Here is a 24,100-nt window from a genome sequence, read left to right on the forward strand (position 1 = left end):
ATCAATTACGATAATCAAACTGAAAGGCGCTCAGGTTGGGCGAATACTTTCTTTTCCGTTTCAGTTCATATTGGTAAATAATATTTCCTACTTCCTTAAAAAAAGGATACCCCGTTTCTTCATACTCATATTTATCATCATTCAGCACCCCATCGCTGTTCACATAAATATTACCGCTTACCATGAATTCAATCTTATTCCTGAAATCCACGATATAGGCCACATCGGTTAAAAAGCCATACGACCAGCCCGTTTTATTAAATACCCGCATATAAGGCGGGATCTTGCTGCGCCAGGCCTTGAACATAAAGAATTTGGTATAGCTGTCGAAAAACTCGGTGGTGTCATAACGCGGGTAATCGCTTTCTGATGGCAGTTCGCTCATATACCGATGCAGGAATGTATAATCATCGGGTTGAAGGTGAAACTGTTTTTCAGCAGGTGTTACCTCGGGAAATAAGGCAGCCTGCAGTACCTGCTGCATATCTTCCAACGGGAAATTATTATGCGTGGTAAAGTCGAAAGGTTCTTTTATCAAACTGTCATACCGGTTAAAATGCGCCCGGCCAATCAATATTTTCTTATGAAAATCGAACGGGTCGGGGTTGTACAACGGCAATTGTTTATACAACAAACTATCACCCTGCATAAACCGGATGGGGTTGGTATGGCGGTTCTCATTCTCATCCATGGTCACAAAGCGGCGGGTAATACGCGTATCCTTATAACCCATTTGCCACAGGCGTTCATTCAATTGCTGCTGGCCAACAAATTCATACAAGCGGTTATAGGCATCATTATCGCTGACCAGAAAGACCTTCTTTACGTATTGGGCTACAGATGGCAGGTAGTTAGCGGCGCTGCTGTCGTATTTTACTTTTGTCTGGCGGCTGAAGGCGCTATCGGTAAGCATGGTGGTGTATTTGGTAACACCATACTTACTTAAGGTATTGATCTTTTCCAGGGCCAGCAAGGCCGTGGGTAATTTAACCATGGAGGCAGGGTTAAAGTATTCATCGCGGTTCACCCTGAAATAATAATTGGTAAAATGGGGTTTGTTATGTTTATCCCGGTCGATCTTTGTGTATATAAGCTGGTAATGAAACGTATCGGGCTGGTTCAACACATCTTTTAAAAAGGGCGAAGCCTGTTCACGGATCAGCTGTTCAAGCCATTTATCCGTTTTTCTTTGTGCACGAACCACGCCAACTGTTGCTAACAAGGCTGTTACTACCACCAATTGTTTCATGGGCAAAAGTTACAAACAAATGAAACCGGATGATAATTTTTTATACCGCAGATTCCGGCAATCGGCAATCGGCATTTTGGCCTCGCGACATTATTCAAACTCCTAATTTTTTAATCTTCCTACCTCATGCCTCTCTTATCAACTATATCAACTCCATCAACCCTATCAACCTCTTCACTTTTTACCTCCTACGCCTCACCTCAATCCCTGGTTAACTTGTCAACTTGTTAACTCGTCAACTTGTCAACCAGTTAACCTAAATTGCACCCCATTAAATACTGCCATACATGAAACTTATTTCTTACCTCAGCGAAGGTCATGACCGTGTAGCCATACTGGTAGACGGACTACTATATGATGCCGAAGTTTTACACCCCGATCTGCCGACAAATATGAATATGTTCCTTGTTTACTGGGAAGACGCCTATTCCATGGCGCTGGCTGGCGAAATGATGATCAAAGAAGGAAAGATCCCCAAAAGCAAGGGCTTTCCGTACGATAGCGTCACCCTTCTGGCCCCCGTTCCTTTTCCCCACTCCTGCCGCGATGGGTATGCCTTTCGCCAACATGTGGAAGCGGCCCGGCGTAACCGTAAAGTGCCCATGATCCCCCAGTTTGACCAATACCCCATTTTCTATTTTACCAATCACCATAGCATTCAGGGCCCCGGCGACATTCAATGTATGCCCGATCATTTTGAAAAACTCGACTTTGAGTTGGAAGTGGCCATTGTGATCAGCAAACCTGGCCGCAACATCAGGGCCGAAGACGCCGATGAATATATTGGTGGCCTGATGAACATGAACGATATGAGCGCCCGCCGCCTGCAAATGGAAGAAATGCTGTTGAACCTGGGACCCGCAAAAGGAAAAGATTTCTCCACCGTTATAGGTCCCTGGCTGGTTACTTTAGATGAATTACAACAATACGAAGTGCCTGCAAAAGCCGGCCATACCGGTAAAAACTTTAACCTGCGTATGCAATGCCGGGTAAATGGCAAACAGGTGAGCGATGGCAATATGAAAGATATGGACTGGACCTTTGCCGAGATCATTGAAAGAGCCTCCTATGGCGTTGATCTGAACCCCGGTGATGTGATCGGCAGCGGTACTGTAGGCACTGGTTGCTTTTTAGAATTGAATGGCACAGGAAAACTGAACGATCCCAATTACGTTGAACAATGGCTGCAACCCGGCGATGTGGTGGAAATGGAAGTGGACGGGCTGGGCATTCTCAGCAACACGATCGTACAGGAAGACGATGATTTTTCATTATTTGCCAGAAAAAAATCAGTTTAATTCGCTGCAACATGATCATCGATTTAAAAGACCTTACACCGGTGCTGAAACAAAATTATCTGCAACATGCCATAGCGCCCCGGCCTATTTGTTTTGCCAGCACCATCGATAACGCAGGCAATGTAAACCTGAGCCCCTTCAGCTTTTTCAATATGTTCAGCAGCAACCCGCCGATGGTGATCTTTTCACCCAGCCGGCGGGTGCGCGATAATACCACCAAACACAGTTTACAAAATGTACTGGAGGTGCCTGAAGTAGTGATCAATATTGTTGATTACGATATGGTATACCAAACCAGTTTGGCCAGTTGCGAGTTCCCAAAAGAGGTGAACGAATTCAGCAAAGCAGGGTTTACTGCCGAACCGGCTACGCTCGTAAAACCACCCATGGTAAAGGAAAGCAAGGTAAAAATGGAATGCAAAGTGCATGAAATAAAACCACTGGGCACCGAAGGCGGGGCAGGCAACCTGGTGCTTTGCGAGGTACTGCGCATGCATATTGCCGATGAAATACTGAATGAAAACGGCATGATAGACCAGCGCAAGCTGCACCATGTGGCCCGCCTTGGCGGCGACTGGTACTGCAAGGTGGATGAAACCAATCTTTTTATGGTTGAAAAACCCAATACCAAACTGGGTATTGGCATCGATGCGCTGCCCGCTCCCATTAAAAACAGTAAGATCCTTAGCGGGAATAACCTGGGCCAGTTGGGCAATGTACACGAAATGCCGGTTATTGACCCTTCCTTTGACGATGAGCGCCTAAAAAGCATTTTTCAGTACTATTCCGTAAATCCCGCCGAAATGGAAACCGAATTACATATATATGCCAAAAAGCTGTTGAGCGAAGGCAAAGTACAGGAAGCCTGGCAGGTGTTACTGGCGCTGAATTAGTTACCAGTTACCGGATACCAGTTACCAGGAAAACCGGTAACCGTAAACTGGTATCCGGTAACTGGTTTTCCCTACCTTTGCAGCCGCATTTGCAATTATATGAGTACACAACATTTGTCTGAACAGGAGATCATTAGACGCGAGAAATTACAGGAATTACAAAAGCTGGGTATCGATCCATACCCCGCACCGCTTTACCCGGTTAATATTACTGCTGAAAAAATAAAGCAGGAATACAAGGGTGAAGAAAATAAAGCCGATTTTGCCGATGTATGTCTGGCTGGCCGTATCATGAGCATTCGCGATATGGGCAAGGCTTCTTTTGCCAAAATGCAGGACAGCACCGGAAGTATTCAATTGTACGTTAAACGCGATGAGATCTGCCCTGGTGAGGACAAAACGCTGTACGATAAAGTATGGAAGCACCTTACTGATATCGGCGATATCTTTGGCGTGAAGGGATATGTGTTCACCACAAAAACCGGTGAAACCTCCGTGCATGTCACCGAACTCACCTTCCTTACCAAATCGCTGAAACCATTACCGATCGTTAAGGAAAAAGAAGGCGAAACCTTTGATGCCGTAACTGACCCCGAGTTCCGTTACCGGCAGCGGTATGTAGATCTGATCATTAACCCAACGGTAAAAGACACGTTCTTAAAACGCAGTCAGCTTATCAATACCATCCGTGATTTCCTGAATGCCCAGGGCGCCCTGGAAGTAGATACGCCGGTATTGCAGGCCATCCCCGGTGGTGCAGCTGCCCGTCCGTTCATTACGCATCACAATGCGCTGGACGTGCCTTTTTATTTGCGCATCGCCAATGAGCTGTACCTGAAACGCCTGATCGTAGGCGGGTTCGACTGGGTATATGAGTTCAGCCGCAACTTCCGTAACGAGGGTATGGACCGCACCCATAACCCCGAATTTACCGTGCTGGAATGGTATACTGCCTACAAGGATTATTTCTGGATGATGGAGATCACCGAACAACTGTTTGAGAAGATAGCCCTCACCCTGCATAATACCACAGCTGTTAAAGTAGGTGACAAGGATATTGATTTCAAAGCGCCCTTCAGGCGCATCAGCATATACGATGCTATTAAAGAGCATACCGGCTTCGACGTAAGCAACATGAATGAAAGCGAATTGCGCGAGGTTTGCAAAAAACTGAACATTCATACCGAAGCCAGCATGGGCAAAGGCAAACTGATCGATGAACTGTTTGGGGAGAAATGTGAAATGCATTACATCCAACCTACATTCATCATCGACTACCCGGTTGAAATGAGCCCGCTTACCAAAAAGCACCGCAGCAAGGCCGGACTGGTTGAACGTTTTGAGCTGATGGTAAATGGGAAAGAGATCGCCAATGCATACAGCGAGCTGAATGACCCCATCGATCAACGCGAGCGTTTTGAAGAGCAGGCTGAACTATTAAAACGGGGTGATGATGAAGCGATGTATATAGACAATGACTTCCTGCGCGCCCTTGAATATGGGATGCCGCCCACATCGGGTATTGGTATTGGTATCGACCGGTTGGTGATGCTGATGACCAACCAGCCCAGCATCCAGGACGTGCTGTTGTTCCCGCAAATGCGCCCTGAAAAGACAGGTGAGTAAAAATTATATTTTTAATTATACCAACAAAAAGGTTCTCCCATTGCAACGGGAGAACCTTTTTGCTTATAAGAAAAGATCGGGCATTAATTTTTGCGAAGGGTTTACAGCATAGTGCGTAAATTCGGTAATACCCTGCTGTATCAGAATATCCTCATCAATAAAGAAATTACCGGTAGACTCAGCTCCGGGCCGTTGCAGGATATAATAAGCCGCATCAGCCACTATTTCTGGTTTACGGCTGCGTTGCACCATTAAATCGCCCCCAACAATATTTTGAATGGCCGCCGTGGCAATGGTTGTTTTTGGCCACAGGGCATTCACCCCAATCCGGTGCGGTTTTAATTCTTCCGCCAGTCCCAATACACACATACTCATGCCGAATTTACTGATGGTATACGCCAAAAAGCGGCCAAACCATTCCGGGTTCAACGTTAAAGGCGGTGATAAATTCAGGATGTGCGCATTTGTACTCTTTTTTAATGCGGGAATACACGCTTTGCTCATAAAAAAGGTACCCCGGACATTTATATCATGCATCAGGTCCCAGCGTTTGGGCTCCATTTGTTCAGTGGGCGACAAATTAATGGCGCTGGCATTGTTGATAAGAATGTCAATGCCGCCTAATTGATCCACAGTTGTTTTTACGATCTGGTCAATGCTGTCTTCAAAACGAATATCTCCCTGTATAGGAACTACTTTCCCGGCGCCGGCTTTGGTAATTTCTTCGGCAGCTGTATAAATGGTCCCTTCCAGTTTAGGATTAGGTTCAGCTGTCTTTCCAACAATTGCAATATCGGCTCCATCGGCTGCTAAACGCATAGCAATGGCTTTTCCTATTCCCCGCGAACCACCTGTAATTAATATTTTTCTTCCTTTAAATGGCATGATATTTTCTTTTATCAGTGAATCATAATTGTAAAACCTCCTACAATTTATTCTAATTCAGCTTCAAATAGAAATTGAAAGTATAAGCACCTGCACTATTACGTAGTTCTACTATTGCATAGGTAATTTCTGAAATTTATAAATCGAGCGTTTATCCGCTTGCAAAGTCGATATTTTAACAATATGTTTGTAATCGTTAGATTGATTGATTCACAAGAACACCAATATCCAAAAAACCAGATCCAAAAATCCTGAGAAAAACCAATTCACAATCCAGAAAAACCAATCCCGCTAAAACGGGATGATCCAAGATCCAAAGTAAAGACCGAGTAAAACCAATGTTCCTGAAAACCGTACGTTCCTGAATCATTCAATTAGAACAAAACAAAATCCAGATCCGCTAATCCAATGCATCCTTTGAAAACAATTTAAAATTTGTACCTCCTGATGAACCCTGTTCCTTCTTGGTAAGGTTTAGTACAACTTTTTGACAGTCCCGGATTACCTCCGGGATTGTTTCTTTTTATACCCATCCCAAACATATTATAAAACCAAAAGTCCGAAAGAAGCGGGCCGCTTTCGCGGTTACTCCTTCCGGACTTTCATCCTTTGGACCTTCAGACATTTCAGCTATCGCATTGCTTACTTTCTAAAACATGTAACCTGTCTATTTTTACCTGTTGTCTTTGGGTCCTTTATCTCATCTATCTCTCTGCTTGCGATCTTTTAGTAGTTCCAGCCATATTCGGGTTTTCCAATAATTCTTTTAGTGCGCATCGGTAACGATAACCGGCTTCTTCTTGAATTTCTGCAGGAATATTACCGGGATCGCCGCCAGTACAAACACCCCGATGATCATATACATATTATCGTAGGTAACCAGCATGGTTTGCTTAATAACATTTCCTTCCATTATCCCGTTGCTCATTTGCGTTGCCTCCGCTAAGGAATGTCCCTGGCTCTGCGCCAGGCGGATCTGCCCGTCCCGCTGTTGTGTATAGGCCGGGTTATAAGGATTAATAAATCCTATGAGCACATTACGAACTGCCGCAGATTTCAGGTGAATGAGGGTAGTAAGAATGGCCACACCAAATGAACCTCCCAACTGACGCATCATGTTATTCAATCCCGTTCCCTGGCCAATTTGTTTACCCTGCAGGCCCTGTACGGCCAGGGTGGTCAATGGTACAAACAGGATGGCCATACCAATACCACGGATAATAAGCGGCCAGAAGAAATCACCGGTACCTGATTCCAGTGTACTGTTTGATAACATCCAGCAGAATATGAAGAACAGAATGAAACCACCGGTTGCCATAAACTGGGCAGGTACGCCTTTCTTCAACATGGTACCTACAAATGGCATACACACGATGGTGGCCACCCCACTGGGTAACATGATCAATCCCGTTTGCAGGGCGGTAAAGTGTAACAGGTTCTGACAAAATACCGGGAATATAAATACCGACCCGTATAAGGCGAAGCCAAGCGCAAAGGAGGTAACGATACCTATTGCGAAACTTCGGTCTTTCAGAATGCGAAAATCAACCACGGGGTGATCAGTGCTTAGCTCCCGCCATACAAAGCCAATGACAGACAGGATCGTAGTGAGGGTCAGCACAGCAATGTATGGAGTAGAAAACCAGTCTTCTGTTTCTCCTTTTTCCAACACCACCTGCAAGCTGCCCACACCGGTGGCCAGCAACAGAATGCCCCACCAGTCGATCGGTTTACCCTTAGCGAATTGAGGCGACTCCCGCACGAACATCGACACCAGGAAGGCGGCAATGGCGCCTACGGGGATATTCACATAGAATATATAAGGCCAGTTTGAATTTTCAACAATGTAGCCACCAATTGTGGGACCGATCGTAGGGCCTACTACCGCACCCAAACCAAACAGGGCGGTTGCCATGCCGATTTCTTCACGCGGCCAGGTTTCCATTAATATGGCCTGTGCAGTGGATAACAAACCACCACCCGCCAAACCCTGTAATAATCTGAACATGATCAGTTCAGTAAGGGTCGTTGCCTGTCCGCATAAATACGAAGCCAGCGTGAATATCAGGATGGAAGCGAGAAAATAATTCTTTCTGCCAAAACGATCGCCTAACCAGCCCGACATGGGTAAGATAATTACGTTGGCCACCGCATAACCCGTAACCAGCCAGCCCGCATCTTCAAGGGTTGCACCGAGGTTACCCATGATCTGCGGCAAAGCCACGTTCACGATGGTGGTATCGATCAATTCCAGCAGCGAAGCCATGATCACCGTAATGGTGATGATCCACTTCCTAAATCCATGTTCTGCCATTTTAAAATATTTTTACGTTATTGGCTAACTAACAATTCCACACTTATTTCTTGGTATCAACCACCACTTTGGCGCTTAAACCAGGACGTAATCGATTAATGAATTCTTTATCTGATTTATCCAGCTTGATACGAATCGGTACGCGTTGTACAACTTTTACAAAGTTACCGGTAGCATTATCAGGAGGCAGCAAAGAGAATTTGGCGCCGGTTGCACCTGAAAATGATTCCACCGTTCCGTTTATCGGATGATCGCCGAATGCATCGATATTAATATGCACGGCCTGACCGATCCTGATATTTTCAATTTGTGTTTCTTTGAAATTCGCTGTCAAATACAACCCGTTATCATTTACAATAGAGAACAATGACTGACCAGCCTGAACCAGTTGACCTGGTTGAATGGTTTTCTTTGAAATAATACCATCGGTGGGGGCAGTAATAAAAGTGTAGCTTAATTGCAATTTGGCATAATCTATATCTGCCTGACGCAAACCGATATTTGAAGCGGTAGCATTCACCTGTTGTTTGTTGGTGCTTACTTTTTCACTTACTACAGGCACCTGAGTTTCAGCTGCATGTAAAGCGGCTTCTGCTGCATCTTTTTCAGCCTTGGCTGCATCATACTGAGCCTTGGTGATGGCGTGGTCTTCATACAAAGCTTCGTACCGTTTGAAATCTTCCGTTGCTTTCCAAACCCGTACTTTGGCTGTTTCAATATTTGCCTGTGCAGTGGCAATACCGGTTCTAGCTTCGTTCACAGCATATTTCGATACATTCACCGATTGTTTGGCGACTGCCAGGGCAGCCTCGGCTTGTTGCAGCCTGATCTGGAAATCGCGGTCATCCAGCACAACCAGGGTATCACCTGCATGTACAACCTGATTATCTACAAAACGAATATCTTTAATATAACCGGTTGCTCTTGTAACTACCGGGCTGATGTCGGCATCGATCTGGGCGTTGTCGGTTTCTTCATGGCTTTGGCCATAGAAATATTCTTTAGCTGTAAACGCCAGGGCGCCTACCAATACAAGACCCAGGATAACAGGGAAAATGATCTTTTTTCCTTTACTGCTCTTTTTAACGTCGTTCATACAATATCTCTTTAATACTTTTTTAAATGGTTAGGGTTGAATGTGTCCGGTTGTTTTCAAAAGGGTATAATAAGCGGCAGTAGCATCAGCTTTCGCCAGCTCCAGATTTAAACGCGATTGATACAACAGGGTTTGCGCTTCAATCCGGTCGGTGGTTGTAACCAGGTTGTTCTTGAATTTAGATTCGGTTATTCTTTCATTTTCTGTAGCCTGTACCACAGCATCGTTCAGCAATTTGATCTTTTCCAGTGTTTGTTGGTATTCAACATAGGATTTGTTCACATCCATTTTCACCTGGTCGGTAATTACGTCGCGGGTAGCTGTTACTTCCTGTTTTTGTAAACTGGCTTCCGTTGCCTTGTTCTTGTTTTTGAAGAACCCGGTAATATCCCAGCTTGCATTAAGGCCTACTACAAAAGGAGCCAGGTAAGTGGCGCTTTTAGGGATCAACGCTTTGGAAGGGTTGATGTAATACAGATTACCGCCAATGCCAAGGGTAGGTAATTTTTCGTCGCGAATTTTCTTGATGTTGATATCGGCCAGTTTATCCTGGTACTTTAAGGAGCCAAACTCCTTTCTATCTTGCAGGGCCTGCTTCATGTAAACATCCGAGCCTTCAGTTATATCCAGTTTGTAAACAACGTCCTGTACCTGTACCATTGTATTGTCAGGCAGACCCAGCAAGATATCCAGGTTATAATTCACCACCTTACGGCTATGTTCCAGTTCTACTTGTTGTATTTGAATATTCGATTTTTCTAATTGAAAACGTAATACATCGTTCTTGGTAGCCAGTCCCTGGCTTTCAAACTTTTTGATCTCAGTTAATTTCTGGTCAACGTCTTCCATGTTCTGCGCTATGATCTTCAGGTTCTGCTGAACTTTGTAGAAGTTGATATAGGCGCTGATGATGTTGTACACAATTTCATCTTTGTCCTTATCTGCATCCAGCTTGCTGCTTTGGATCAGGATGTTGGCTGATTCTTTGGCATAACGGAACCGGCCCTGCGCAAAAATGGGTTGATTAATACTGAGGGTTCCCTGATACAAGGTGTTATCAAAAGGGAACTTCATGCTTTTGGGGTCGCCGCCACCATCTGAAGGCAAAGCAAAACTTCTCGACAACATCAGGGCGTGGCTGTATCCTGCGCTCACTTTTACAGTGGGCATTGTTTCGTCTTTTGCCTGATCCAGTTGTGAAACAGCCTGTTCAATTTTATTTTGAGCCAGTTTTAATTGTTTGCTGTTTTGCACCCCCAGGTTAACAGCTTCTTCCAGGCTAATGGTTCTGGTTTGTGCTTGTGCAGAAAAAATGGTTAGTAATAAGGCTAATCCCGATACTATTTTCTTTGTGAAGTTCATGCGTTCTATATTATAAATGTTATTCTTCATTTTTTATATCCAGGTGCGCCCGCAACATTTGTTTTAAATGCGTCTTTAACCGGGTCGACATTTTTTTACGGTACGTGGCATCATCTGATTCCTCTATTTTCATGAGGCGGCTATATAAGGCGGCTGAATTCACCACCTGGGTCAGCGTTCCAAACACACTCGCCATAGTAAGCTCCACATCTACTTTACCGAATATCTTTTTCTTTTGTCCGTCGGAAATTACTTTTTTTATCTCCTCCAGGTTCCGCATTTTGATATTGATAATAAGCTCTTTTATTTCGGTTGACCGGGTTTGGCAGTACGTCTGTGACATGATACAATGAAACCGGTAGTTGTTCATTATTTTTTCAATATAGAACTCAACCAGGCGGTCTATTTTATCCCAGGGAGTAAGCGTTTGGTTTTTAGCTAATTCCACCAAAATACCCGTTGTATACCCGGCCCGGTCTTCGATCAATGCTTCCAGTAACTTCTCTTTTGAACCGAAGTAATAAGAGATCATGGCAAGATTTACGTTCGCGCGTTGCGCTATATCCCGCACAGAAGCCCCATCAAATCCATTTTCTGCGAACAGCTCCTCTGCAATCGAGAGGATGTGTGCTCTTTTATCTACTTTTTCTGTGAGTGACATATATAACCTCTTTCTTTTGGAACCACAAAATTAAACAAACGTTTAAATTAAACAAACGTTTAAATAACTTTTTCCCGAAACGTCGTTGCAATTATTAAAAAAGCAGGCCACGGGATCTAACTGTTGATGACATTATAGAATTGATTGTAAAGAAGATCAGCCGGACCATTTCATAAAAATTGCGATATGGATCAGCAGGCTGCCGATAACAATTAAATAACAAACAGCCCCGCCAGGCTTGCGGTGGAGCACCCGCCCGAAAATGAATAGCAAAGATTATAATGATATCCTCTGCCATATGTTAGCCCCTGAGTACGAATCTGTACCGCATCCGGTTCAAAAATGTACTGTATCAAAGATGCCTATCCGGTTTACACTGTACGGTACAATTTTGAACTTCTTTATATTCTTTTTATGGTTAAACGCAGACCAAGCCCAGACCAAGCCCAGACAAAACCCAGAGAAACCCCAGACTTTGGGTGGGTTAAAACTGCGTTTTTTCTGGTTTAAACATCAATTTTGAATGGGTTAGTATTTAAAAAGCCCTGAAGCAGGCCCTGAAAAGAACATGCCCCGATGTAGTACATTTTTGATTTTGTACACATCGGGGCGGTCAATTTTGTATCACCAGCAGGCAAGGTTCCCGGAGCGCCAAAACGCTGAAACCTACGCCCAACCGGCGCACCAACATTGTTTACGGGTAATTATGTAGTAGTAATAAAATTTATTGATACCGGATAATAATTGAAACGTATTATCGTTTCAATGGTGTTTTTACTAGTTCCGGTATCTATACATGCTGTTACCTATAACCCGTTTAAGGCTATAGTGAAGAAAGGATGTAAGAGGCTGAACATAGGTTATAACACAGTCACTTAGTTCTCATTTAATAATATCAGGGTATGAACCGGCTTCTCTAAGCCGGTTTTCTTATTTATACCCTCACTTAGTTTTTTGAGGCGGCTTGTGCTGCTGAACTTTAGCAAGAAAATAATGCCGCCCTTGAAAAAAGGCGGCCTTTTTGCCCTATGCACTATTTAACCCCTATTAGAAAGTTTATATAACTTAAATTTCTTTTTTTCGGTAGCTATATGATAAGAAACAACGAAAGGGGTAGATATCTTAAGTAATTCTTTCAGATTTTTTTTATCGGGATATCCGCTGCTGTTTTTTCAAAAAGGGAATAGTAATAATACCGATATTCAATACACTTTTTTCCTGCAATAGCATTATTACTTAGGATCATTCTATGTACATGTCACCGTTAGATGCTGAAATTACCAGCAAGTACAATCACGCATTAAAAAAAATACCCCGGGGTTACCGGGGCATACATGTTCTTTGTGGATTTATTTATTGAACCGCCTATGCAAGGTCCATCTGCGGCTTGTTCTGTAAAATATTTTCTATTTGCTCCTGTACTTCGGGTGTCAATACTTTCAGCGCCTCCAATGCTTTCAGGTTCTCCTGTAATTGTTCGGTTTTGGTAGCACCCAGGATAGCCGTGGTCACATTCGGATTTTTTATAGTCCATGCAATGGACAGGGCCGCCAGTGAAACATTCAGTTGTTTGGCCAGTTCGGTAAGCTGTTTTACCTTTTTTAATTTTTCATCCTGGATCCATCTGTCCTTTAACCAGCCAAAGCCTGAAATGGCCAGCCTTGAATCGTCAGGAATGCCTTCATTATATTTTCCGGTCAAAAAGCCGGCTGCCAGCGGGCTCCAGATGGTGGTTCCCAGGCCCACATTCTGAAACACGGGCAGGTAATCCATTTCCATTTTATGCCGTTCGAACATATTGTATTGCGGCTGCTCCATCACAGGGCCTATAAGACAATACTGTTGCGCCACCCGGTGCGCTTCCATAATTTCGGCGCCGCTCCACATGCTGGTTCCCCAATACAAAACTTTGCCCTGTTGTATCAGGTTGTGCATGGTCCAAACCACTTCTTCAACAGGCACCGTAGGATCGGGGCGATGGCAGAAATACAGATCGAGGTAATCCTGCTGCAGTCGGCCCAGCGCTTCATGGCAGGCCTCTACAATATGTTTTCTGCTTAAGCCTGTCTGATTGGGTTTGCTGTTCTTCCGCCAGCCAAAAAATACTTTTGAGGACAACACATAGGAGGTACGGTCCCAGTTCTTTTGTTTCAGCACGCGGCCCATCATTTTCTCACTCTCACCCAACGCATAGCCTTCCGCATTATCAAAAAAATTAATGCCCGCATCATACGACATGCCCATTAAGGTATCTGCTAGACTATCATCTATTTGTTTGTGAAATGTTACCCAGCTGCCAAAGGAGAGAACGCTCAGCTGAACGCCCGACCGGCCCAATCGTCTGTATTCCATAAAAATGTGTTTAGGAACCAAATGTAAGGCTGAAGGGCTTTAGCCAACAAAACTTTATTGGGTCTATTGCGGCATTCCATTTTGAGGCACCAGCATGGGGCCTGAACTGCTGTAAAAAGTGTAGGAAGTAAGATCCTGGGCGGCGCGCAACCCGTTTTTGGCAAAGATTATTTTATCCCGCTGGTATACGTGGGCGGGTTTATCGGTGTAGAATTCTTTTTTATCCTGGTCCCACCAAAGCTCCTGGGTGCGTAGGGTATCGCCATTTTTAAGGCTTTGCACCAGTACACTGTCGCGCAACAGTACTTTATGGTCATACTCAACATACTTGGCATAACGGGAATCCACCGTGCTTTCTACAACGGTGCTGTCATTATAAAAATCAACATGCATGGTACGGGGAAATTCCATATAGGGCGAATCAGCCTGTACCCGTAACATATACGGTGAGGTGAGTTTGGCTTTTACGGTGCCCGACTGACTTAAATAGCTTTCAACATTTCTGGCCTCTTCAACAGCTACCTGCTTTTTAAAGAATTTGTCAACCTCTTTTTCATCGTTCTCACAAGCCGTAAATACAAAAAAACAACCCATCAACAGGGTTGCGGTAACAAAATAATATGTAATCCTGGTTCTTCGCATATTTCGCCTGCTAACAACTACATTCTATTATACATTATTGTGTTCGCTGATAGCATAAAGTCCCTTGAAAATCAGGTCGGGGTCTGCAAATATCCTGTTTTTCAAATGATACACAAAATAGGGTGCATCGCCCCCGGTTAAGACCACGTTAAAGTTCCTGTACCGCTCTGCATAGGCGTTTATCATGCCATCTATTTCCTTGGCCATTCCCAGAATAACGCCACTGAGTATATTGGTACGGGTATCGTAGCCTATCAGGGGTAAATTCCAGTCCTTTTCAACCAGGGGAAGTTTGGCGGTAAACAGCTTTAATGATTTAAACCGCATTTCCATACCCGGTGATATTCCACCCCCCAAAAACTCTTTATTCTTATTAACGAAATTATAGGTGATGGCGCTCCCCAACCCTATTACCAGATTGTTATGTGTGGGAAAAAGATCAACGGCGGCGGCCATCAGCGCCAGGCGATCGGCCCCAATATCCGAAGGCTTACCAACAGGTGTGGTGATGGGTATTTTTGACTGGTGATTGAGTTTATGGAACCGGGAGGCTGCAGTCAGCAGCTGCTCCATTTCAGGATTATGATTTACTACTGATGACAGTATTGATTTGGCAGGTTTATAAGTAGCAATCAGGTGTTGTATGGTGTCATTGCTATCATTTTCCAGTATCAGCACCTCCTGTAATTCCCTGTTATTAAACACGGCACATTTCAACCGGGTATTGCCGAAGTCAAAGCAAAGCGTAGTTGTATGAACCAATCTGTATAGATTTAAACGGTTTCCTGGATCAAATACAGGATGAAGAAATGTGATTTTTTTGTTTCCGCCAAAAAAGATTCTTCAGGAACTACAGATCGAAGTCAAACGCCGATAAATTCCGGAAATGCCCGTTCAGTTTTACTTTTTCTTTTAACTGTTCCATTTCCAGTAACATGGGCAATACTTTTTGTAAATGCCGTTTTATAAACTCCTGCCGTTGCAGTTCTTTCATCAACCCTAAAAACTCATATTCTTCCTCGAGCGACATACCCGCATGATGCCCCACATCATAAGACCTTAATTCCTCTTCGGGCTTTTTAAAATCTTTTGAAATATTCAACAGGCGATGCATTTCCTTCACCCCTTTCACTACTTTTTGCATCAGCTCCCGGTTGCCGGCATCATCATTTTCGGGATAGTTTACAATGGCGCCGCTGTATAATTTATCGGGCACCTGTTTAATTACCTCCAATACCCGAAAAATGCGCAACCCTTCTGTCTTGATATCCATTTCGCCGTTCTCATATGTTTGCACTATCTCGTTCACCTGCACCAGGGTGCCCAATTCCTGCAACCTGTTATTTACAACCGACGGAATACCAAAGGTTTTTTTGGATTCGAAGCATTCACTTATTAATTGCTTATAGCGAGGCTCAAAAATATGGAGATGTACTTTTTCACCTGGAAAAACTACTACGCTCAGGGGGAATATGGGAATAAAATTTGTCATAACACTTACTCTTTTTTCACTTATGACCGCAATCTACCACTTTGTGATTATTTCATAAAATTGAACAGTATTCAACTATTTTTGTTCAAAATACCCTGTCATTGAAAAATATTCCGCGCAATATTATTATCAGTCGAACCGACAGTATTGGCGATGTAATACTTACACTGCCTGTAGCGGCGGTGTTAAAACAGCATTTTCCCAATACCACTATTGCCTTCCTGGGAAAATCATATACACGGCCCGTTATTAACGCCTGTAAGCACGTGGATGTTTTTATCGATGTTGAGGATTTTTTAAACAATCCTGTTTTAATTGCAGGAGAAAAGCCTGACTGCATACTGCATGTTTTCCCTGTTTCGCGCATTGCGAAAAGGGCCAGACAGTTAAAAATTCCTTTGCGCATAGGCACTACCAATCGTCTTTATCACTGGTTTACCTGCAACAAGCTGGTAAAATTAAGCCGTAAAAAATCAGACCTGCACGAAGCACAATTGAATCTGAAATTGTTAGAAGCGTTCGGCATTAACGAAAGTTTTTCGCTGCAACAAATTGGGCAATTGTTTGGACTAGAAAAAATACAACCGCTGCCTGCTGCGCTTACTTCACTGATACAAATAGAAAAGTACAATGTTATCCTTCATCCCAAATCGCAGGGAAGCGCGCGGGACTGGCCATTGGAAAATTTTCTACAGTTGATTGAAACGCTCAATAAGGATAAATTCAACATTTTTATTTCGGGCACCGCGAAAGAAAAAGAACGTATGCAATGGCTGTTTGATAAAGCAGGCAGCCAGGTAACGGATATTACCGGCAAAATGAGCCTGCCCGAATTCATTGCTTTTATCCAACATTGCGATGGGCTGGTGGCCAACAGCACAGGCCCCATTCATATTGCCGCCGCCCTGGGTAAAGATGCGTTGGGCATCTACCCGCCTATGCGCCCCATACATCCCGGGCGGTGGGCGCCGCTGGGTGCAAATGCGCAGGTTTTTGTTTTGAATAAAGAATGTGTTGCGTGTAAGGGTAATGTTAATCCCTGTCAATGTATTATGGATATTCCCGCTGCCTGGATAAGCGAAGCACTTAATAAAAGATACCAGCATAAATTGGGTAAATCATGAACTGGCAATCGTTATTAACCCGGCTGCAACAGGGCGATATGAAAGCCATTGCCCGCAGCATTTCTTTAGTGGAGAACGAAACGCCCGGCTATGAAATATTGCTGGGGGCATTGCCTGCTACCTCGGTTCCTATCATTGGTATTACCGGTCCTCCAGGGGCTGGCAAAAGCACCCTCACCGATGCGATGATCGGCGAATGGGTAAGCCAGGGAAAAAGAGTAGCCGTGCTTTGTGTGGACCCTTCCTCTCCTTTTAATATGGGCGCTGTACTGGGCGATCGTATTCGCATGAGCGAATGGTATATTAATCCGAATGTATTTATCAGGTCGCTGGCTACCCGTGGTTCGCTGGGTGGATTACATCCAAAGATCATCGAGATCACGGAATTGCTGAAAGCAGCGCCCTTCGATTTTATTATAGTTGAAACTGTAGGCGTTGGACAAAGTGAAGTGGAAATTGCCGGCCTGGCCGATATGACGTTGGTAGTGCTTGTTCCCGAAGCTGGTGATGATATTCAAACTATGAAGGCCGGTCTTTTAGAGATCGCCGATCTGTTCATTGTAAATAAATCCGACCGCCCCGGCGCCGACCAGTTTGTAAAAAACTTACTGGGTATATCATCGATGGGGAACCGCCCTATTCCTGTGCTGAAAACCATTGCGCATGAAAGAAAAGGAATCGCACCTATCATGACGGCTATCAGCGAACATCAGCAACAACCCCACCACATAGATAAAAATATTCAGCTGCTCACCCAGCGCGCCCTGCATCTTATTCAACATAAACGCATGCAGGATATAAACAGGCAGGCGCTTTACACCGAGATAAAAAACGCTTACCTCGAGAACAGGTTCAACCTGTACCAGCTGGTTGCACAATACGCCTGATCCCGGAAGAAATATAAAAATTATTTGCCTTTGTGCTAAAACAGGGTATTTTTGGCCAAATCCCACTGATTCATGAAAGTGACCGCATTTTCCTATATAAGAAACGGGTTTATTTATGACTATCCTTTTATTGAGTCCATACAATCGGTGTTGCCGCTTTGCGATGAGTTCATTATGGTAATAGGCGATTCTATCGATGGTACCCGGGAAGCGGTTGCGGCCATGAACAATCCCAAGATCAAGATCATAGATACAGTGTGGGACGAGCAAGCGCGTGCCAATGGATTGGTTTTCGCTCAGCAATCAAACATTGGTCTCGATCATGCCACTGGCGACTGGGCCTTTCATATCCAGGCTGATGAGGTGATCCACGAAAAAGATTACCCCGCCATCAGAAAAGCCATGACCGATTATCTGAATGATAAAAGTGTAGATGGCCTTTTATTTCGTTTCATCAATTTCTTTGGTGATTATAAACACTACGGTCCCTCAAGAAGATTTCATAATAAAGAGATCCGCATCATTCGCCCCCTGCCTTCCATTCGCTCCTACCGCGATTCGCAAGGATTCAGAAAATACAATGACCCCGCCAATTTCCTGGAAGAAAAGGGGGAGAAATTACAGGTGAAGCTGATCGATGCAACAGTTTACCATTACAGTTATGTAAGAAATCCTGAAAAACAGGCGAAGAAAACAATTGAAATGGCCAAGCGATATCACGACGATTCCAAACTGCTTGAGTTAGGTGAAAAGTTTAAAAAGGGTTTTGATTTCACCCTGGTTGATGTATTGGAAGAATTTAAAGGCTCACATCCCGCCATCATGCAAAACCGCATCAACAGCCAGGACTGGGTATTTGATTACAAGCCTGTCAAAAACAATATGTCCCTGAAGGAAAGAGTGTTGTATGCCATTCAAAAATTAACGGGGAAACAACTGTTCACTTATAAGAATTACCGCATCATTTAAAGCGTAGGCTTTTAGTTATTGTCCTTCCACCAGCGGTAACCAATATAGCCGATGATTAAAAATGGAGTAAGCCCCAGGTAAATAATGCCCCAATTAAGGGCTTGGGCAGGCCTTTCGCCTAATTGCTGGGCGGTCCTTGTGCAAATGGAGCATTGAGCCCACAAATCGGCAGGTAGAAAAAACAGCAGCAGCAATAAGATCACGATCAAACTTCCTCTTGCCATAGCAAATAAATTACGGCGCAAAAATACAACGAAAAACTTTTACTGCTTTATATATTAAATTTCCGCATTCAGTGGGCTTAGCGCTTATTTTTCCGCTGCAGGTGCAGGAGTTTGGCGTATTTGGCCAGGGTGGCATGTGACGCGTAACGGGCAATGATAAAGCCGTTGTAGCCATCGAGAAAGCCGCGTTTGAAGATATACCCTGAGATAAATGCTATAAAGGGATTGATGACCAGTTTTACCAGGCTGGCTCTTTTCCCCTGTTCATACATGGCCTTTGACTGAATAGTGGTGAACTTGTTCGTCTGTTCCATTATCTGATCAATGCTGTCATAGGTATAATGCAACATATCGCCCTTTAATTGTTTCAGCGTGGCGCCCTCATTCATCTCTATTTTATCGTGCGGATTCACCCCACCCCATTTTCCCTTTTTCCGGCTGATGAGGCGGACCTTCCGGTCGGGGTACCAGTTACCATGTTTGATCCATTGACCACAAAATGAGCTGAGCCGGTTCATTCTGTAACAATCGAAAGTAAGTCCCTTCTCCTTTTCGATAAGGATACTCTTTTTCAATTCTTCGGTAAGACATTCGTCGGCATCGAGCGATAATGCATACTCATGTGTAGCGTTGTCCAGGGCAAAGTTCTTTTGTTCAATATAGCCCAGGAACCGTTGCTCTATAAAGGTAACGTTATAGGATGCACAAACGGCTTTTGTTCCATCGGTCGAAAGGGAATCTACCACAATAATTTCGTCGGCAATATCCTTTACGCTTTCCAGGCAGCGGCCAATATTTTTCTCCTCATTAAAGGTTATGATAACAACGGAAAGTGGTGTCATGATGGTCTGGTATTTTGGATCTTAATGGCAGTGGCAGGCTATATCTTTTTTTTAAACGCGGCATTCAATCGTTTGTACAAATTGCGCGCTCTTAATTTAAAAGAAGTGGCTGCTTCCTGTGCAGGTCCCTGGTAAATTTCACCCAGGCGCAGGTAATTCCTTTGAAAAATGCGCGTGCTCATTCCCCACTTATTGATAAACATATAGTAGCCGTCGTTCTTTTTTATCCTTCTTGTAGACGTTCCGGCAAAATGGTACACGCGGCTTTTGCTTATCCCTTTATGTATTCTTATTCCCAGTTTCCAAAGCTTCATGGAGAAATCAGGATCTGAGCTCATGCCAGGTGAAAATTCAATGCTATAACCTCCTACCAGGTCCCAGATATCTTTATGCACCACGTTTGGCGGCCAGCTCGAGCCCTGCCAATCCTTCTTTTCATAGGAATCAAATTCCTTTAAAAAGTCTGCCTCACGAAACGTTTCAAGCGATGTTCCATAATTGACGCAGATGCAACAGGGGTTTTGTGATTCCGGTTCAAACTGGGTGGCTGATAAAAAGAAGTATTTATGGCCTATGCCCTGTATCTCATCGTACAAATGCTTATCCCAGCCGGGACAAACATACATGTCGTCATTGATATAAAGCAGGTAGTCGGTTGCCATCAGTTGACGGCAGTAGTTTAAAGCATAACATATTCCAACGTTCTTCTCGCTGTATGTATAATCAACATCAGGCTGGTCTTTTAACCAATCGAGCGTGCCATCTTTTCCCTCGTTTACATGAACAATGATCTGGTGTTTCAGGGATGAGTTCTTACGTATACTCTCAATGCAAAATTTCAGGTATGGCAGGTTGTTCCAGGAAGGGATTATAATGGAAAATATTCCTTTTTTGCCTGCTGAACTACGAACCGTTTCAATATGTATACTCATGTTTAATGTAATGATTGAAGACAACAGCCAGGTTGTAAAAATACAACGAAAATCCAGATGCCATTGCAAATAAAAAGGAGCTGCCTTTGCAGACAACTCCTTTCCATTATAAAAACTTATATAAGTATTATTAAGCTTCCGCCTTCATTGACTTCGCCTGTTTCTTTCTTTCTTCTTCATTGAGTATGGTTTTACGCATACGAATGAAGTTAGGCGTTACCTCGATACACTCATCCTGTTGAATGTATTCCATACATTCTTCGAGTGTCAACAGCGTTTTCGGAGTAATATGAACAGTACCATCGCTACCACTGGCGCGCATGTTGGTGAGTTTTTTTCCTTCGGTAATTTGCACTACCAGGTCGCCTGGTTTAATATGCTCGCCAATGATCTGGCCGGCATATATTTCTTCACCCGGGTCAACGAAGAAAGCACCTCTGTCCTGTAATTTATCGATGGAGTACGCGGTAGTAGATCCGTTTTCTTTGGCCAGCAATACACCGTTGTTACGACCGGGGATAGGGCCTTTCCAGGGTTTATATTCACTGAAGCGGTGGGCCATTACAGCTTCACCTTGCGTGTTGGTCAACATTTGTGTACGCAACCCGATCAAACCACGTGAAGGAATTTCGAACTCCAGGTGTTGCATTTCACCCTTGGTTTCCATTACGTGCATTTCGCCTTTACGACGGGTTACCAGGTCAATTACTTTTGAAGCAAATTCCTGGGGAACATCTACCACCAGAATTTCATATGGTTCACATTTCTTACCATCGATCTCTTTTACGATAACCTGGGGTTGACCTACAGTTAATTCATATCCTTCACGACGCATGGTCTCGATCAAAATACCCAGGTGCAGGATACCACGGCCATATACCATGAAGGCATCACCACCTTCGGTATCTACCACTCTTAATGCCAGGTTCTTTTCTGTTTCTTTCATTAAGCGATCACGCAAGTGACGGCTGGTAACGAATTTTCCATCTTTACCATAGAATGGTGAATTGTTGATGGAGAATTGCATGTTCATGGTTGGCTCATCTACACTGATAACCGGTAATGCTTCGGGGGTTTCAAAATCAGCGATGGTATCGCCAATGTTAAATCCATCAATACCTACTACGGCACACAGGTCGCCGGCCATTACTTCAGTTACCTTTTTCTTGGCCATGCCTTCAAACACATATAACTCGCGTACACGTGTCTTTTTTATGGTGCCATCGGTTTGCATCAATGAAATGGGCTGATTTTCTTTAATCACTCCACGGGCAACTCTACCTACGGCAATACGACCCAGGAATGAAGAATAATCCAGGGAAGTGATCTGCATTTGCAGGGTGCCTTCGCTAACCGCTGGCGGTGGTACGTGTTTAATGATCCCATCCAGCAATGGCGTAATATCTTCACATTGAGTTAATGAATCGTTGAACCAGCCATTTTTACCGCTACCGTAGTAAGTAGGGAAGTTCAGCTGCTCTTCAGTAGCGTCGAGGTTGAAGAATAATTCAAATACCGCATCATGCACTTCATCGGGACGGCAGTTGGGTTTATCAACTTTATTGATGATCACAATCGGGCGCAGGTTCAATTGCAGCGCCTTTTGTAATACGAAGCGGGTTTGTGGCATGGGTCCTTCAAAGGCATCAACCAGCAAACACACCCCATCCGCCATTTTCAGTACGCGTTCTACCTCACCACCAAAGTCGGCGTGGCCCGGGGTATCAATTACGTTGATCTTAACGTCTTTGTACGTTACAGCCGCGTTCTTACTAAAAATGGTGATTCCTCTCTCTCTTTCCAGATCATTACTGTCCATGATCAGTTCACCAGTTTCCTGGTTATCACGAAACACTTTGGTAGCGTGTAAGATCTTGTCTACCAGGGTTGTTTTACCGTGGTCTACGTGGGCAATAATGGCGATATTTCTGATATCCATAAATTCCTTTTTCCTGACGGGAAATGTTTTTTAAATTCTTAATAATGAATGCCTTTGATTGCTTTTACGAAAGCAATGGCAAACGAGGCGCAAAGGTACGCCAAATCAACGGGCGGGGCAAGCAAAAGCGGAAACTTTATGTATAATTAATTAACGTCAATACGGGTTTTTATGGATAGAAGTGCTAAACCCGGATGTAAATTTTTCTCTTATCTAAAATCAAGCCTGTAAGCCAGCACATTAGCATAAACCAGATGGCAAACAACAGGGAACCGGTATACAAGCCGGCTACGATAAAAATATGGTTAAATATCCATTTGTACAAATGAGTCGCCCGCAACAGGATGGCCATTACTTCTGACAACAGATAAATAAACAGGGCATTTTTGCCAAACATTTCAAAAAACCAGGTCCAGCGGGTTATATTTAAAAAATCAGTTATGTAAATTATGCCGGCCAGCAGTAAACAATCCAGGCCTACGGAGTACAACACAAAAGAGCTGGTCCACAGATTTTTGTTGATGGGGAAAACAACATTCCAGCAAAGCCCCAGCACCGTCAATATGGCTCCTGCTGCTATTAACCAGGCAAGCATTCTTTTTGTTTTGCCTGCGGTTTGAATATACCAGCCTGCCAGGTAACCTGCTACCACATTGGTGATGGCAGGCAGGGTGCTTAATAATCCTTCATGTTCAAAGGGTACTACTTCGCCATGGTTCATATGATTGGGGCCCAGCAACCACAGGTCTAATTTTGTTACCGCATTACCTGCCATCTCCAGTTCATGGCCGGGTTCACCAAACCACAGCAGCATGAATTGATAGGCGATCAGGATGAGAACGGAAACGATCAGCGCGCCTTTGGGCTTTAGGTAATAAATCATTAACGTCGCCATGCCATAACACAACGCTATTCGCTGTAATATGCCCATTATGCGTGTTCCGGCAAAGGATTTAAAGGCAAGATGCCCCTGGTCATTGGTTTCAAAGAACGGGAACCAGTGCAGCAGGTAACCTATTATAAATAGCAGCAGGGTGCGTTTGCCTATTTTGGCCAGCACCTGGCCCTGCGTCATGGTCTTCCATTTTTGCATGGAAAAGAACAGCGCATTTCCCACAGCAAACAGGAAAGAAGGAAATACCAGGTCGGCGAGGGTAAAACCATTCCAGTCAGCGTGTTCCAACTGGGCAAAATTAGTATCGTGACTGCCGGGTGTGTTTACAATAATCATCAAACAAATGATGAGGCCACGAAATACATCCAAAGAAATGAACCGGTTATTAGGGATCATACAAACAATTAATAAAAATAGG

The 24,100-nt window shown here is 44.0% G+C and carries 21 protein-coding genes; 6 read left to right on the top strand and 15 right to left on the bottom strand.

Translation table 11 applies throughout. The annotated features are described in order from the left end of the window. Position 1: 1 nt before the first annotated feature. Positions 2–1,249: a serine hydrolase gene (locus ACJ751_RS25015; RefSeq protein ID WP_407748262.1), complete on the bottom strand. Its 1,248-nt coding sequence runs from the start codon at positions 1,247–1,249 to the stop codon at positions 2–4. A 287-nt stretch (positions 1,250–1,536) separates the two neighbouring features. On the opposite strand from ACJ751_RS25015, the gene ACJ751_RS25020 reads away from it, so the two are divergent. The 3 genes from ACJ751_RS25020 (at position 1,537) to lysS (ending at position 5,066) form a co-directional block, all read left to right on the top strand. Next, positions 1,537–2,547, top strand: coding sequence for a fumarylacetoacetate hydrolase family protein (locus ACJ751_RS25020; protein WP_407748263.1), 1,011 nt, complete (start codon positions 1,537–1,539; stop codon positions 2,545–2,547). 11 nt (positions 2,548–2,558) lie between these two features. Next, entirely contained in the window at positions 2,559–3,440 is an 882-nt protein-coding gene (locus tag ACJ751_RS25025) for a flavin reductase family protein (RefSeq protein WP_407748264.1), read from the top strand. Between the two features lie 99 nt (positions 3,441–3,539). Beyond that, complete coding sequence (gene lysS, locus ACJ751_RS25030) at positions 3,540–5,066, top strand: lysine--tRNA ligase (RefSeq protein ID WP_407748265.1); 1,527 nt, start codon at positions 3,540–3,542, stop codon at positions 5,064–5,066. Positions 5,067–5,129: 63 nt separating this feature from the next. On the opposite strand, the gene ACJ751_RS25035 is transcribed toward lysS, so the two are convergent. The 9 genes from ACJ751_RS25035 to ACJ751_RS25075 all read right to left on the bottom strand — a co-directional run bounded on the left by ACJ751_RS25035 (position 5,130) and on the right by ACJ751_RS25075 (position 15,870). Beyond that, on the bottom strand, positions 5,130–5,951 hold the full coding sequence (locus ACJ751_RS25035) for an SDR family oxidoreductase (RefSeq protein WP_407748266.1): 822 nt from the start codon (positions 5,949–5,951) through the stop codon (positions 5,130–5,132). Between the two features lie 766 nt (positions 5,952–6,717). After that, positions 6,718–8,265 (bottom strand): DHA2 family efflux MFS transporter permease subunit, encoded by a 1,548-nt coding sequence (locus tag ACJ751_RS25040; RefSeq protein WP_407748267.1) that lies wholly within the window; start codon positions 8,263–8,265, stop codon positions 6,718–6,720. A 43-nt stretch (positions 8,266–8,308) separates the two neighbouring features. Further along, complete coding sequence (locus ACJ751_RS25045; protein WP_407748268.1) at positions 8,309–9,361, bottom strand: HlyD family secretion protein; 1,053 nt, start codon at positions 9,359–9,361, stop codon at positions 8,309–8,311. Between the two features lie 30 nt (positions 9,362–9,391). Then, complete coding sequence (locus ACJ751_RS25050) at positions 9,392–10,753, bottom strand: TolC family protein (protein ID WP_407748269.1); 1,362 nt, start codon at positions 10,751–10,753, stop codon at positions 9,392–9,394. After that, positions 10,743–11,384 (bottom strand): TetR/AcrR family transcriptional regulator, encoded by a 642-nt coding sequence (locus ACJ751_RS25055; RefSeq protein WP_407748270.1) that lies wholly within the window; start codon positions 11,382–11,384, stop codon positions 10,743–10,745. Before ACJ751_RS25055 ends, ACJ751_RS25050 begins: the two co-directional genes overlap by 11 nt. Positions 11,385–12,749: 1,365 nt before the next feature. Then, positions 12,750–13,736 (bottom strand): potassium channel beta subunit family protein, encoded by a 987-nt coding sequence (locus tag ACJ751_RS25060; RefSeq protein ID WP_407748271.1) that lies wholly within the window; start codon positions 13,734–13,736, stop codon positions 12,750–12,752. A 63-nt stretch (positions 13,737–13,799) separates the two neighbouring features. Continuing rightward, a complete protein-coding gene (gene lptC, locus ACJ751_RS25065; protein WP_407748272.1) occupies positions 13,800–14,378 on the bottom strand; it encodes an LPS export ABC transporter periplasmic protein LptC in 579 nt (192 codons plus the stop codon). A 27-nt stretch (positions 14,379–14,405) separates the two neighbouring features. Beyond that, complete coding sequence (locus tag ACJ751_RS25070; protein ID WP_407748273.1) at positions 14,406–15,140, bottom strand: type III pantothenate kinase; 735 nt, start codon at positions 15,138–15,140, stop codon at positions 14,406–14,408. A gap of 88 nt (positions 15,141–15,228) precedes the next feature. Next, positions 15,229–15,870, bottom strand: a complete 642-nt coding sequence (locus ACJ751_RS25075; protein ID WP_407748274.1) for an LON peptidase substrate-binding domain-containing protein — start codon at positions 15,868–15,870, stop codon at positions 15,229–15,231. Positions 15,871–15,971: 101 nt separating this feature from the next. Here ACJ751_RS25075 and ACJ751_RS25080 point away from each other — a divergent pair, with 101 nt between their 5' ends. The 3 genes from ACJ751_RS25080 (at position 15,972) to ACJ751_RS25090 (ending at position 18,850) form a co-directional block, all read left to right on the top strand. After that, the gene (locus tag ACJ751_RS25080; RefSeq protein ID WP_407748275.1) at positions 15,972–16,994 is read left to right on the top strand and encodes a glycosyltransferase family 9 protein; all 1,023 of its coding nucleotides are present in this window, start codon (positions 15,972–15,974) and stop codon (positions 16,992–16,994) included. Next, positions 16,991–17,881: a methylmalonyl Co-A mutase-associated GTPase MeaB gene (gene meaB, locus ACJ751_RS25085; RefSeq protein WP_407748276.1), complete on the top strand. Its 891-nt coding sequence runs from the start codon at positions 16,991–16,993 to the stop codon at positions 17,879–17,881. Before ACJ751_RS25080 ends, meaB begins: the two co-directional genes overlap by 4 nt. A 72-nt stretch (positions 17,882–17,953) precedes the next feature. Next, positions 17,954–18,850, top strand: a complete 897-nt coding sequence (locus ACJ751_RS25090) for a glycosyltransferase (RefSeq protein ID WP_407748277.1) — start codon at positions 17,954–17,956, stop codon at positions 18,848–18,850. A gap of 11 nt (positions 18,851–18,861) precedes the next feature. Here ACJ751_RS25090 and ACJ751_RS25095 read toward each other — a convergent pair whose 3' ends face one another. The 5 genes from ACJ751_RS25095 to ACJ751_RS25115 form a co-directional block, all read right to left on the bottom strand. After that, positions 18,862–19,074 (bottom strand): hypothetical protein, encoded by a 213-nt coding sequence (locus ACJ751_RS25095; RefSeq protein ID WP_407748278.1) that lies wholly within the window; start codon positions 19,072–19,074, stop codon positions 18,862–18,864. Positions 19,075–19,151: 77 nt separating this feature from the next. Continuing rightward, complete coding sequence (locus tag ACJ751_RS25100) at positions 19,152–19,916, bottom strand: glycosyltransferase family 2 protein (protein WP_407748279.1); 765 nt, start codon at positions 19,914–19,916, stop codon at positions 19,152–19,154. Between the two features lie 38 nt (positions 19,917–19,954). Next, on the bottom strand, positions 19,955–20,848 hold the full coding sequence (locus ACJ751_RS25105) for a glycosyltransferase family 2 protein (protein WP_407748280.1): 894 nt from the start codon (positions 20,846–20,848) through the stop codon (positions 19,955–19,957). A 130-nt stretch (positions 20,849–20,978) separates the two neighbouring features. Beyond that, positions 20,979–22,787: a translational GTPase TypA gene (typA, locus tag ACJ751_RS25110; protein ID WP_407748281.1), complete on the bottom strand. Its 1,809-nt coding sequence runs from the start codon at positions 22,785–22,787 to the stop codon at positions 20,979–20,981. A gap of 184 nt (positions 22,788–22,971) precedes the next feature. Beyond that, positions 22,972–24,078 carry an acyltransferase family protein gene (locus ACJ751_RS25115; protein WP_407748282.1) on the bottom strand — a complete coding sequence of 369 codons (1,107 nt, stop codon included), beginning with the start codon at positions 24,076–24,078 and terminating at the stop codon, positions 22,972–22,974. Between the last annotated feature and the right edge of the window lie 22 nt (positions 24,079–24,100).

Source organism: Niastella sp. (assembly GCF_045805085.1).
Classification (GTDB): domain Bacteria; phylum Bacteroidota; class Bacteroidia; order Chitinophagales; family Chitinophagaceae; genus Niastella.